This is a genomic window from Paenibacillus sedimenti, assembly GCF_014534655.1.
Taxonomy (GTDB): Bacteria; Bacillota; Bacilli; order Paenibacillales; family NBRC-103111; genus Paenibacillus_E; species Paenibacillus_E sedimenti.
The window spans coordinates 203,120-215,347 of the sequence record NZ_JACVVD010000004.1 but is presented as its reverse complement, the minus strand read 5'-3'; the positions used below and the strand labels follow the sequence as shown (position 1 = coordinate 215,347).

General features: G+C 48.0%; 14 protein-coding genes and 1 riboswitch. Of the genes, 9 read left to right on the top strand and 5 right to left on the bottom strand.

The window, feature by feature from the left end:
* Positions 1 to 18 precede the first annotated feature (18 nt).
* Complete coding sequence (map, locus tag ICC18_RS13635) at positions 19 to 765, bottom strand: type I methionyl aminopeptidase (RefSeq protein ID WP_188174975.1); 747 nt, start codon at positions 763 to 765, stop codon at positions 19 to 21.
* 82 nt (positions 766 to 847) lie between these two features.
* Complete coding sequence (locus ICC18_RS13630) at positions 848 to 1,207, bottom strand: winged helix-turn-helix transcriptional regulator (RefSeq protein ID WP_188174974.1); 360 nt, start codon at positions 1,205 to 1,207, stop codon at positions 848 to 850.
* 192 nt (positions 1,208 to 1,399) lie between these two features.
* Between ICC18_RS13630 and ICC18_RS13625 the strand changes: the two genes are divergently transcribed.
* Positions 1,400 to 1,702: an iron-sulfur cluster assembly accessory protein gene (locus ICC18_RS13625; RefSeq protein WP_188174973.1), complete on the top strand. Its 303-nt coding sequence runs from the start codon at positions 1,400 to 1,402 to the stop codon at positions 1,700 to 1,702.
* Entirely contained in the window at positions 1,702 to 1,926 is a 225-nt protein-coding gene (locus ICC18_RS13620) for a YuzB family protein (RefSeq protein ID WP_188174972.1), read from the top strand. The genes ICC18_RS13625 and ICC18_RS13620 overlap by 1 nt, the downstream gene beginning before the upstream one ends.
* A gap of 53 nt (positions 1,927 to 1,979) precedes the next feature.
* On the opposite strand, the gene ICC18_RS13615 is transcribed toward ICC18_RS13620, so the two are convergent.
* Positions 1,980 to 2,474, bottom strand: a complete 495-nt coding sequence (locus tag ICC18_RS13615) for a glutathione peroxidase (RefSeq protein ID WP_188174971.1) — start codon at positions 2,472 to 2,474, stop codon at positions 1,980 to 1,982.
* Between the two features lie 163 nt (positions 2,475 to 2,637).
* Between ICC18_RS13615 and ICC18_RS13610 the strand changes: the two genes are divergently transcribed.
* Entirely contained in the window at positions 2,638 to 4,128 is a 1,491-nt protein-coding gene (locus ICC18_RS13610) for an esterase-like activity of phytase family protein (RefSeq protein WP_188174970.1), read from the top strand.
* Between the two features lie 49 nt (positions 4,129 to 4,177).
* Here ICC18_RS13610 and ICC18_RS13605 read toward each other — a convergent pair whose 3' ends face one another.
* Positions 4,178 to 5,071: a TIGR01777 family oxidoreductase gene (locus tag ICC18_RS13605; RefSeq protein ID WP_188174969.1), complete on the bottom strand. Its 894-nt coding sequence runs from the start codon at positions 5,069 to 5,071 to the stop codon at positions 4,178 to 4,180.
* A 113-nt stretch (positions 5,072 to 5,184) separates the two neighbouring features.
* Here ICC18_RS13605 and ICC18_RS13600 point away from each other — a divergent pair, with 113 nt between their 5' ends.
* From ICC18_RS13600 to gloA2, 6 genes are all read left to right on the top strand, one after another.
* The gene (locus ICC18_RS13600) at positions 5,185 to 6,225 is read left to right on the top strand and encodes a UCP032817 domain-containing protein (RefSeq protein ID WP_188174968.1); all 1,041 of its coding nucleotides are present in this window, start codon (positions 5,185 to 5,187) and stop codon (positions 6,223 to 6,225) included.
* Between the two features lie 146 nt (positions 6,226 to 6,371).
* Complete coding sequence (locus ICC18_RS13595) at positions 6,372 to 7,604, top strand: MDR family MFS transporter (RefSeq protein ID WP_188174967.1); 1,233 nt, start codon at positions 6,372 to 6,374, stop codon at positions 7,602 to 7,604.
* 208 nt (positions 7,605 to 7,812) lie between these two features.
* A riboswitch (cyclic di-GMP riboswitch) is annotated at positions 7,813 to 7,906 on the top strand.
* A 99-nt stretch (positions 7,907 to 8,005) separates the two neighbouring features.
* On the top strand, positions 8,006 to 8,311 hold the full coding sequence (locus tag ICC18_RS13590; RefSeq protein ID WP_188174966.1) for a hypothetical protein: 306 nt from the start codon (positions 8,006 to 8,008) through the stop codon (positions 8,309 to 8,311).
* Between the two features lie 97 nt (positions 8,312 to 8,408).
* A complete protein-coding gene (locus ICC18_RS13585) occupies positions 8,409 to 9,224 on the top strand; it encodes a DUF2935 domain-containing protein (protein ID WP_188174965.1) in 816 nt (271 codons plus the stop codon).
* Between the two features lie 107 nt (positions 9,225 to 9,331).
* Positions 9,332 to 10,246, top strand: coding sequence for an exopolyphosphatase (locus ICC18_RS13580; RefSeq protein ID WP_188174964.1), 915 nt, complete (start codon positions 9,332 to 9,334; stop codon positions 10,244 to 10,246).
* A gap of 161 nt (positions 10,247 to 10,407) precedes the next feature.
* Positions 10,408 to 10,803, top strand: a complete 396-nt coding sequence (gene gloA2 / locus ICC18_RS13575) for an SMU1112c/YaeR family gloxylase I-like metalloprotein (protein WP_188174963.1) — start codon at positions 10,408 to 10,410, stop codon at positions 10,801 to 10,803.
* 205 nt (positions 10,804 to 11,008) lie between these two features.
* On the opposite strand, the gene ICC18_RS13570 is transcribed toward gloA2, so the two are convergent.
* Positions 11,009 to 12,160 carry a THUMP domain-containing class I SAM-dependent RNA methyltransferase gene (locus ICC18_RS13570; protein WP_188174962.1) on the bottom strand — a complete coding sequence of 384 codons (1,152 nt, stop codon included), beginning with the start codon at positions 12,158 to 12,160 and terminating at the stop codon, positions 11,009 to 11,011.
* Positions 12,161 to 12,228 lie beyond the last annotated feature (68 nt).

Genomic DNA, 12,228 nt, shown 5'->3' with positions numbered 1-12,228 from the left:
CATACCTCCAAGAAGGATTTATTGTTCAGTCAATATGATCGGCCCTTGGCTAGTAATCGCAATTGTATGTTCATATTGGGCAGAAAGACTTCCGTCGACGGTGCGTGCCGTCCATCCGTCAAGATCAACTTTCGCATGGAATTTACCTGCATTGAGCATAGGTTCAATCGTGAAAACCATACCTTCTTTAATACGAGGACCTTTGCCTGCCGGTCCGTAATGCGGCACCTGCGGCTCTTCATGCATCTCCGATCCGATGCCGTGTCCAATGAAATCCCGAACAACTGAGAAGCCTTGCGACTCGGCATAGACTTGAATGGCGTGAGACACATCGCCGATGCGATTGCCCGGCACAGCTTTTTCGATACCTTTATAAAGAGCTTCCTTAGTGACCTTGAGCAGCTTCTCGGCAACGGGAGAAATGTTGCCCACCGCGTAAGACCATGCAGAATCAGCCAGCCATCCGTCTTTGCGGACGACCATGTCGATCGTTACGATGTCACCATCATTCAAGGCTTCTTTTTTGGGGAAGCCGTGACAGATGACGTCATTGACGGAGGCGCAGGTTGCGTATTCATAACCGCGGTATCCTTTTTGCTCCGGCGTAGCCTCGTGTTTGGCGAGAAAGCCTTCAACGAATTGGTCAATTTCCCAAGATGTGATGCCGGGACGAATCATTTTAGCGATCTCTTTATGGCAATCGGCTAGAATACGGCCGGCTGCTCCCATTTTTTCAATCTGTTCTTTGGATTTAATCGTAATCATCTGGTAAACACTCCTTAGAGTTTTTCGCAAGAAAAACTGGCTTCGAAAGCATATGCTCTTGATGTAGATTCCTAATCTTTCATTATGTCCATTTTGCGGACCATAACTTCATTTCTTTCAATATTTGATGCAAATCCTGGCCTTTTGGTGTCAATGTATACTCTACCGTGACGGGGACGGTCGGATAGGCGGTTCGTTCCAGCACGCCATGATCCTCTAGATGACGAAGCGTATCGGTCAGCGATTTGGGACTGATTCCGGCTACTTGCCGCTGCAGTTCGCCGAATCTGCGCGTTCCGCAAAATAATTCGCGAAGAACGAGAAAAGCCCATTTGCCGCCTATGACTTCCAGTGTCCGTTCGATGGAGCATTCAATAACTTTTGGTTCTTTGGGAATGTAATTGCTGAGTGGAGCGACTTTCTCATTCTCAAGGGTAGACATAAGAACGCATCCTTTCAAGTTTGGTCACTAACTTAGAGGTAAGTAAGTATCAATGTTGTATTTAGTGTTCAATTTTCCCGCTACTATTAATCTTATAGAGTGAGACATAAACTTGCAAGCTTCGTGAAGGTTGATTTCATTGTCCCGATTCTTTACAATAAGAATAAAACTAGTTTCAGGAGATGTATACATATGAACGTCAAAATTTCTCGCAACGCAGCAAAAGTACTCCAATTGGAGCTGGACAAAGAAGAAAACAAAGGTTTAACGGTTCGCGTACAAGTGACTCATAAGCATGGCGACCACGCTCACTATGGTTTGGGTCTTGACGATAAATCGCCTAATGATGTCGTTGTCAGCACAGACAAAGGGATCGATGTGCTGCTCGATAAGAACGAACCGCTGCTTGACGGCATCCGGATCGACTACTTCTATACGCCGGAAGAAGGATTCATGATTACGAACCCAAGCAAGGGGAACCACGGAGATCACTAATGCCGAATGATATTCGCATTTGTGATAAATGCAAACACATGAAATTGAAAACCGCCCTGCCGAAGCTGCAAGCGATCGCGCCGGACGCTGACGTCAAAGTGGCCTGCAAGTCCTATTGCGGTCCGTGTTCCCGATTTGCATTTATATTTATTAATGGACGTTACGTAACCGGAGCGACAGAAGATGAAGCGATCGAAAAGGCGAAGAAGTATGTAAAAAAATGAAGTGCAAACACAAAAGCATCCATCCGCTTCTAAGCGGTTAGGATGCTTTTTTTTTACCCATGTACGACTGATTGCTCCAGCAGCTTGCGAATTTGACTCTCAATTTTATGTGGAGCAGTCGTGGGTGAGAATCGTTTGATGACATTGCCTTTCCGATCCACTAAAAATTTCGTGAAGTTCCATTTGATGCTTGAGCCCAATAGACCGGATGCGTTCTGCTTGAGATGGTGGTATAGGGGATGCGTATCCGGGCCGTTGACGTCGATTTTGGAGAAAAGCGGGAAGTTCACGCCAAAATTAATTTGACAAGCCTGCTCAACCTGTGCGTCGTCGCCAGGCTCTTGATCCTTGAATTGATTACAGGGGAAGCCAAGCACGGTAAATCCTTGATCTTTGTATGTGTCATGAAGCTCTTGAAGCCCTTTAAATTGGGGAGCGAAGCCGCATTTTGTAGCGGTATTGACGATCAGCAGCACTTGACCGCGGTAGTCGGAAAGCGGCTTTTCTTCTCCGCGAATGGTTCGGGCTCTAAAATCATAAACGTTCATAAGGGTCACCTTCTTATAATTATTTCACGCAAATTAATTGTACACAATTTTAATGGGTTTGAAAAGGATTTTCATGATTTACAAAATATTCAATCTGGAATAATACTCCGTGAATAGTTGAACCGTATTCTAATCGTAGTGAAAGTACACATAGGAGGTAACTATGAAAAGATTACTCAGAAGAAAACGCCTGCTCATCGTGCTCGCAGCGGTATTCGCCGTTTCGGGCACTTCTGCGGTTTCAGCAGGACAAGCTACTTTGGAAGCGGTTGCTGCCAAATTCCAAATCACATCCGGAGGGAAAACGGTAACGCTGGATAAAGATCCTGTTGTGATTGACGGAAGCACTTATGTGCCTCTTCGTACGATTAGCGAAGCGCTTGGCAAGCAAGTGGAATGGAATGAATGGAATCAGACCATCTCACTGAAAGATGCACCGAAAGTAACCGGCAAATTCGAGTGGAAAAATGCGCCGGATCTTGGCAAAGGCATTCAAGAAGGCGGCTTCTCGGGTCTCATTCATTTGCCTAAAGACGGGGCCGATACATTTTATGCGCTTGCAGATCGCGGACCAAACGGCGAAGTGGGCAAGGATAAACTTCGCACATTCCCGATCGATTCTTATAACCCGCGCATTTATAAATTCAAAATCTCGAATGGCAGCATCGAAATATTGGAAACGATCAAATTACAGCTTCCTGATGGCAAAGTAGATAAAGTTAGCCAAACGAAATACATAACAGGTCTTCCGAACTTAGTCGGTTCAGATGAAATCCCTTATGATGAGAAAGGGGTAACAAAGCTCTCGTACGATCCGGACGGTCTTGATCTCGAAGGCATTGCTTACAGCCCTTCCGACGATACATTCTGGTTATCTGAAGAATATCGTCCATCGGTCCTTCAAGTGAAACGTGACGGCACCATCCTTGGCCGCTATGTACCGAAAGGCATGAAGGACAAGCTGGTCGAAGCAGGTGCGCAAACGCCAATCTTTGATACGCTTCCGGAATTATACAACACGCGTATTTCGAACCGCGGCTTTGAAGGAGTTACCATTTCTCCGGACGGCAAGTTCTTGTATACGTCGATTCAAAGCCCAATGGCTAACCCTGACAAGAAGACAGGCGAAACTTCCAGAAATCTGCGCATTCTCAAAATGGACCTTGCAACAAAGCAAGTTGTCGGTGAGTATGTCTATGTGGCTGAACAAGCAGGGTTCTTCACTAACGTTAAGCAAAAAGATATCGTCATCAGCGACCTTTCGGCATTGTCCGGCAATGAGCTGCTTGTCGATGAGCGCGACAAAAACGCGGGTGCAGACGCACAGCTGAAACGCATTTACAAAACCGATTTTTCCAAAGCAACGAACTTGCTTGGCACTGATGCGAGCAATAACCTGGAGAGCTTAACGGTTCAGCAGCTTAAAGACAAAGGCATTCAACCTGCAAGCAAAGAGTTGATTGTCGACATTGCCAAGCTTGGCTACCCTTATGAGAAAATCGAAGGTTTGACCGTGGTTGATAAAAACACGATTGCTATCGTGAACGACAACGACTTCGGTATCAGCTACGATGAAAAAGGAAATCTCACGCTGACAGGCGTACCGACACAGCTGCAGCTGATTCAAGTTTCGGATGATTTATCCGCGAAATAAAAGTTTGTATAATAAAACCCAGATCGTTATCGATCTGGGTTTTTGGTTGCTAACGCCCACCAGCAATATCAGCTAGCGCCCTGTCTACAGTCGTATACTTAAATTCAAATCCATGCTCCAGCAATACCCGCGGCAATACTTTTTGACCTTCCAAAAGGAGGACAGACAACTCGCCGAAAACCAGCTTCATTACAAATGCAGGCAGCGGTAACAAATTCGGACGCCGCATTGTTTTCGCAAGCACCTTGCCAAACTCCTTGTTCGTTACGGGATTGGGGGCAGTCGCATTGACAGGTCCGCTGATGTCTTCGTGCTGAATACAGAACGCAATTAGCCTTACCATATCATCAATATGAATCCACGATAGCCATTGTCTTCCGCTGCCGATCGGACCGCCGACGCCTAATTTGTATGGCAGCGCCATTTTTGGAAAAGCGCCTTCCTTCCCGTCAAGGACAAGTCCGACGCGCACCTTCACGATACGTGTTCCACGGATTTGATCCGCAGCTCGCTCCCACTCTTCAGTAACACCCGATAAGAAGTCGGCTACACGATGCGGACTCCGCTCATCGAATGTTTCCGTCTCTGAAGTACCGTAGATCGACATGCCGGAAGCGTTGACAACCACCTTCGGTTTGACCTCAAGCCGGTTAACAAGCTCGGCTACACGTGCTGCTGCCTTCTGGCGTGACAGCAAGACTCGCTCCTTCGCTTTCGTTGTCCATCGCTGATTAATGGACTCGCCGGCCAGATTGACAATCGCATCGAAGCCTTCAAGCAGGGAGGGTGTTGCTTCCAGCTGCTCCCAGGTCACGGTTGTGACTCCGTGGACATGAGCATTGGTCGAACGCGATATGTTGAGCATTTCATGTCCTGCCCGAATGAGATGATCAATCAAACGCCCGCCTATAAAACCGGTGCCGCCGGTGATTGCAATTTTCATCGGTGAGCGCCTCCTTTTACTATGATTATAGGCACCAAATGCAATGTTTTCCAACTTCCGTTATTATTCCGTTAACAATTATGTGTTATATTGGAAATAGGGAGGGATGCCTAATGTTTCGTTTATTTCGTAAATTGTTCTCGCCATCGCCCCAAATGCACCGCAACCGATCCGCACGATTCGTGAAATCCAGATTTAATTATGATGCTTCAGGTCTGCCTCAAGGGCTGGGCCTGCTGGAAGGCGTGCCTTTGGAGAGCGCCGTAGCAAGACTGCATAACGCCATTCCGACTGATTATGTGGAAAGATTGAAATATCGGGTTATATCTGAAAATCGGAACATGACCGATGATGAGTTTGCTTGTAAATGGTTTGAATTACAGCGATTTTTCCTGATGAATTTGATAATGAAACGTACACCGATGTTTAGCAACGAAATTGACGCCATCTGGCATGAGATGCTGATGTTTACCAGAGAGTATCAACGCTTCGGAGAGATCTTCGCAAGCGGCGTCATTCATCATGCGCCGGAGCGGGAACCGAAGCAAATGCCGGGAGAACGCGCATGGTTTGATTGGGTGTACGCTCATTTATTCCAATTTGCGCCTTCCAGTACTGTCTGCTGGAATGGATTTTTCCGCAATCCGCTAGATCAGGAACGGACGAATCTGCTTCTTGAAGGCAATGAATCCAAGATCGCCGAAAGTTGGTTTGACATGGAGCAGGCTGAGCGGTATCCCGAGGTCGAACAAACGATCCGCTTGCTTGTCCGGCAGGCGATTCAGGAAGCAAAGCACGCGGCCCAGAAGAAGAAGTTCGAGGATACGGAGTGGTCGCAAACGGGATCGCCTGGAACCGGCATGCTGTACCTTGCAGGCGCCATGATGTTTTTCTCCGTCATGGATACAGACAATTATGAAAGCAGTATAAGTCCGATCCTTCCGGAAGAGGAACTGGAACGGCAGAAGCAAACCCAGAGCAACTGCTCCTCTTCAGGCTGCGGCGGCTCCGGCGGAGGCTGGATCGGCAATGACAACGGCAATGGCGGAAGTTCCGGAGACAGCGGCGGAAGCAGCGGAAGTTCAGGTTCTAGCTGCTCCTCGGGCTCCAGTTGTTCTTCAGGCTCGAGCTGCGGCTCCGGCTGCAGCAGTTAATGTAAGCAAGTCGGACACCTTTCCATACAGGATAGGTGTTTTTTTTTGCGCGAAAAGAACACACATCGACACTTTTCGTGTATAATAAATCTTTCGGATTTACTTACCTTAGGTTAATAAAATACATAGAAGGGGGGCCCCTCAACATGAATCGATTTCGAGATTTTCTAAGTTCTTATCACCCTATCGTACATACGTTGATTCTCGGAACCGTTATGGCGAGAGCGGCATCCTCGATGAGTTTGCCATTTCTCGCGATTTATCTGTCAAGAAACACTTCGATGAGCGAGATTATGATTGGGATCGTCATCGGTATGGGAGCCTTAGCCGGAACGGTTGGCGGTTTTGTAGGAGGAACGCTGTCTGATCGTTTTGGCCGACGTATTATCATGCTGGCCGCTTTATTTGGCTGGGCGTTCGTTTTTACCGGTTTTGCTTTTGTGAAACTGCCGATTTGGTTCATGCTGCTGAATATGCTGAATGGTTTGTGCCGATCGTTTTACGAGCCTGTATCTCAAGCGTTGATGGCTGATTTAACGGAGCCTGCGAAGCGATTGAAAGTGTTCTCGATGCGTTACATGGCCATTAATGTAGGAGTAGCGGTAGGGCCTCTGTTAGGCGCTTTCTTCGCAACGATGGACGGAGCGCTTCCTTTTCTGATTACGGGGATCGTCTATTTTATTTATGCCGTTACGCTGTATGTACTTCTTTCCGCGTTTGGCATCAAAAAAATCGAAGGTGAGAAGAAAGCGACTGTAACGTTTACCTCTGCATGGCGGGTCATTCGCAGTGATACCACATTCCGCTTTTATATCATTGGAGGGATTATCGGCGCGATCGGGTATTCACAGGTTATGGTGACTCTGTCCCAATACTTAGAGCATAGCTTCGCTGATGGTGTGAAAATGTTTGCTTTATTGATGAGCGTGAATGCCATTGCCGTCATAGCCATGCAAATTCCTCTGACACGCTGGGCTGAGAAATATACGCCGCTTGTCGCCATTTCGGTTGGAAACCTGATGTTCGCGCTTGGAGATGTCGGGTTTGCCTTCTCACAAACGACGATACTTCTCGTCATCTCGATGATTGTTTTCACGTTTGGAGAAATTCTCAATTACCCTGCCGCCAACATGCTCATCGATAAATTAGCCCCTGAGCATATGCGTGGAACTTACTTTGGCGCGCAAACGCTAACCAATGTAGGTCACTTTATGGGACCTTGGATCGGCGGTTTTATGCTTGCTTCGTATAGCGGAAGTACATTGTACACGGTAATGGCCGTCATTACGATTGGCGGAACTTTGTTTTACCACATAGGAAAGAATAGGTTTTCAAAAATTGAAAACAGCTTGACTATTGGCGATAAAACTAACCTTTAAACGCGGTCGCTTATCTGTGAGCTGCCTCGATAAAAGTTTTCTCACCACGTAGGCTCACAACGTCAATTTCCTACAAAAATTGCAAAAAATAATGAAAGTATGTGAAAAATAGTTCTATAGAACTATTCGATTTCCACTGAACATCCCTTATTCTTGATAGTATAGATATCACCTTTTGACAGCTTTCGCTACATCTCGCTAAAAAACATCGCGATAAAGGCAAACCTGGCGAAAGCCAGGGACGCAAAGCTAGAGGGGCTTTCTTGTCCTGCAAGTGGACGGGTTGCCAGCCAGCTGCCGACGATTGGGTCTTCTACATCCAGAACCCCTCCGATCGGTTCATATGGCGGGGTTTTTCTTTTGTCAATAATATAAGTAGAAATAAGGGAGGATCCAGCAGCATGCAGCCTGAATGGATGCTACACGAAGAACAGAAAATCACCTCACTTTGCGGTAATCATGTTGCCCGTTTGGTACCATCTTCAGATGGTCCGAAGCTGATGATTAATCGTGAAGAATATTCATTAAATGAGACGTGCTGGGACGTCGAAATGTTTCATGGACGAAGCAACAGCATCCTTATTTTTTACTGGAAGGGCGAAGTTAAGCTCTCCGTGAAAATTCCGCCATTATCTCAAATCGAAGCTTTCCTTACAAGACTTTATCAATGTTTATCTTCCAAATGGAGAACGGTGCAGCCGATTTAGGCTGACCGTTTTTTTTGGTTGATTTCCTCCGCACATGAATAGGCGAATGCACATATGTTGGGTACAGAATATACGCAAATGCCCAGGAGGGAATGAAATGGAATTCAAAAATGATTTTGAAGCAACGGCATTGTACGAACAACGTTTCTGGCTGCAGGTGCTGGGTGATCATGCCCGGTTCATATACAACGCTCTTGCGCCGAGTGAAGGCATCGAGATAGAGCATGCGAGGTGTTTTATTCATACCTTTGATAGTTTGCTTGAGACCGCACGCGGGGATCTGGATTTGCCGGCGATCATGATGTTGAATCATAGTTCCTATCAGAAAGCACAAGAGCTGCGCGCTTTCAAGCTGCATCTTCTGCAACGTCATTTGACAGGGAAAATTAGCATTAATTTACCGCCTACCTTTTTGAATCATATGGTGAATGAGGTCGAAGAAGCGCTGTCCGTGATGGGATTTTTGGTTAGACAGGAATTGCCGTCGGCACCGAGTCCGCTTCATCTGCATTTGGTTTGGCTGCAAGACGCTTTCGGTCATGCTGGCGCGATTCAGGATGGTCTTGATTTGACAGAGAATAAGCGCAAAGAAATGAGCAGCCATTTCGCGCATCAATTCAGGGATTTCTATTTGAAAGCTGTCGAGTTTGCCCAATACCTACGCACGAATGTGCATCAATTTCCCGCGCTCAGCCGTTTGAATAAAGAAGCGGAACTTGAAATGACACTATTTCTGGAGTTTTTGCGGGAGCTTGAAGAGCAGCGCCTAACGCTTGAGACACTTGGTGCATTTGCACCGTTGTTGGCTGACCATATGGTTAGAGAAGAGCTGTATTATTTAACGAAGTTATCACAAATCGCCGAAACGAAGAAACCTTCCGGCGATCCGTTGGCGCCCAGAATCGAGGATTAGGAACGGATGCATACTTGAAAAATCGTTGTCACAAATCGACAGGAACGATATAATGAAATCGATATGGAAAAAGTAGTTCTTAAGGACTACTAATGGGGGGACATAGCATGAGATTGATCACTCGTTCTGATTTTGACGGTCTGGTTTGTGCGATGCTTTTTAAGAAGCTGAACATGGTGGATGAAATGAAATTCGTTCACCCCAAAGATATGCAGGACGGCTTAATTGAAGTGACGGAAAATGATATTTTGGCAAACGTGCCTTATGTGCCAGGTTGCGGCTTATGGTTTGATCACCATTCCAGTGAGCTGGAACGGATGGGACAAAAGGTGGAATTTAAAGGGGAAACCCGCATTGCCCCAAGTGCGGCACGAGTAGTATACGATTATTATGGCGGTAAACCGACTTTCGGCGATATTGACGATATCATGCAGGGAGTGGACAAAGCGGATTCCGCTCAGTTCAGCAAAGAAGATATTTTGAACCCGCGCGGTTGGGATCTGCTCTCTTTCATCATGGATGCCCGTACGGGGCTTGGCCGCTACCGCGATTATCGGATCAGCAACTACCAGCTTATGGAAGAACTTGTCGAACATTGTGTGACGTTGCCGGTTGATGAGATTATGGAGCTTCCGGATGTCAAAGAGCGCGTAGATCGGTACTTTGAGCTGGATAAGCTGTATCGGGACATGCTGAGTACGTATTCGCGTACTGAAGGCAATGTCATCATCACGGACCTCCGCAATGTCGAGAACATTTATCCCGGTAACCGTTTCATGGTTTATGCGTTATATCCGGAACAAAACGTATCCATCTGGATCGTTGACGGCCGAAACAAGCAGAATTGTGTGTTTGCATGTGGACACAGCATCGTTAATCGATCGTCGAAGACAAATATCGGCGCATTAATGCTCAAAAACGGCGGGGGCGGACACCATGCTGCAGGCACTTGCCAAGTATCGTACGAGCAGGCTGAAGATGTGCTTCAAAATCTTATCGAGACGATGAGAGCGGACGGATAATAGAGTTAATAGATAGCTGCAGGATGGGGGGTCGCCCTGAATGCGGCTATTTTGCTGTATAGGAAAAAACGGGGGCTTTGTTGCGCCATGCTGCAACGAGAAGGTATGATGAGAGAATAACAGAAAATGACCTCATTTCGGTCAAATTGGAGGGAAACCGTGTGAATCTGGAGCGAATTCATCATGTGGCCGTCATCTGTTCGAATTATGAGCGATCGAAGCATTTTTATGTCGAACTGCTTGGTATGAAGGTGGTACACGAATCCTATCGGGCAGAGCGCGATTCATACAAGCTGGACTTGCAGGTAGGGGAGACAGAGCAGCAGATTGAATTGTTTTCATTCCCGAACCCGCCGGAGAGAGTGAACCGACCGGAGGCACGGGGGCTGAGGCATTTGGCCTTTACCGTTGCGGATATGGAGCAAAGTGTGCGGGAGTTACTAGATAAAGGGATTAACGTTGAGCCGGTGCGAATCGACCCTATAACGGGTCAGAAATACACCTTTTTCGCGGATCCGGATGGTTTGCCTTTGGAGCTCGTAGAACATGTCAGGTGATAGGAATAGAAGGACGGAGCAGGAGCCGAAGCTAGGTTTTGCCAAAGGCTGCTTGTGGAGTATCCTATTCTCGATTTTATTCTGGGCACTGCTGATATGGTGGTTATTCATAAAATAAAATCCCTCATGCGCTTGGCAGACCAACTGTATTTACAGTTGGCAGGACAATGTCATTGAGGGATTTTTGTTTTTGGTGAGCGCCGGACTACTTGCTCTCGACCGGTTTGCGAGGAGGTAATGGCCCCAAGTATTGGAAAAGATTACATTCGATCCGGCCGTTAAACAGCTTGCGCTTCTTATCGGCGCGGCGGCCCATGTAATGTTCGAGCTGCTGGCTCGGGCTCAGCACGAAGACGCTCCACGAGGGCAGCTGTCCCGTGATCGAGCCGAGCTGGCGCAGCGCCTGCTCGACTTCTTTGGAATCGCCAAGCCTCTCCCCATAGGGAGGATTGGTGATCAAGCAGCCGTAGTCGCCGCGCGGACGGGCCTTGGCCACAGGCTCCACTCGGAAGTGGAGCTGTTTCGCCAGGCCTGCCGCCTTCGCGGCGGCTTCGGCCACATCGATGGCGGCGCCATCGATATCACTGCCGACGATGTCCAGCGGGACATCGTCACGGACAGCGTCGTAGGCCTCTTCGCGGGCCTGCTCCCACAGCTCGAAGGGGACATTGTCCCACTCCTCGCTGGGAAAACTGCGCCGGAGGCCCGGCGCAATGTTCCACCCGATCATGGCAGCCTCGATCGGAATCGTACCCGACCCGCAGAACGGGTCGTACAGCGGTCGCTCGACGCGCCAGCGGCTCAGAAGGATCATGGCAGCCGCCATGGTCTCCTTGAGCGGTGCCTCCGTCACCAGCTTGCGGTAGCCGCGCTTATGCAGGCTGGGACCGGTCGTGTCGATCGTCAGCGTCGCGATATCGTTCAAAAGCGCGACTTCGATGACGTAGCGCGCGCCGGTTTCGGAGAACCATTCGGTGCCGTAGCGCAGCTTCATCTTCTCTACGACCGCTTTTTTCACGATCCCCTGACAAGCGGGCACGCTCGATAGCTGCGATTTGTGCGAACGTCCTTCTACGGGGAATTCAGCATCGCCTGGGATCCAATCCGGCCAAGCTAAAGCTTTCGTACCTTCGAACAGCTCATCGAATGTGAGCGCCTTAAATTGGCCCATCAGCACGAGGATGCGATCGGCCGTACGAAGCCATATATTTGCCCGGCAAATGGCCAGTTCGTCTCCGATAAAACGTACGCGACCGTTCTCTACGGTCACCTCATTGTAGCCGAGGTCGCGAATTTCGCGAGCAACGACGGCTTCTAGTCCCATTGGACAAGTAGCAATTAATTCAAGTTGCGGCATGATCGTATCCCTTTCTATCCGGGTTGTGCATCGTTCATAAAACTCATACAATTAACAAGTATAGGACA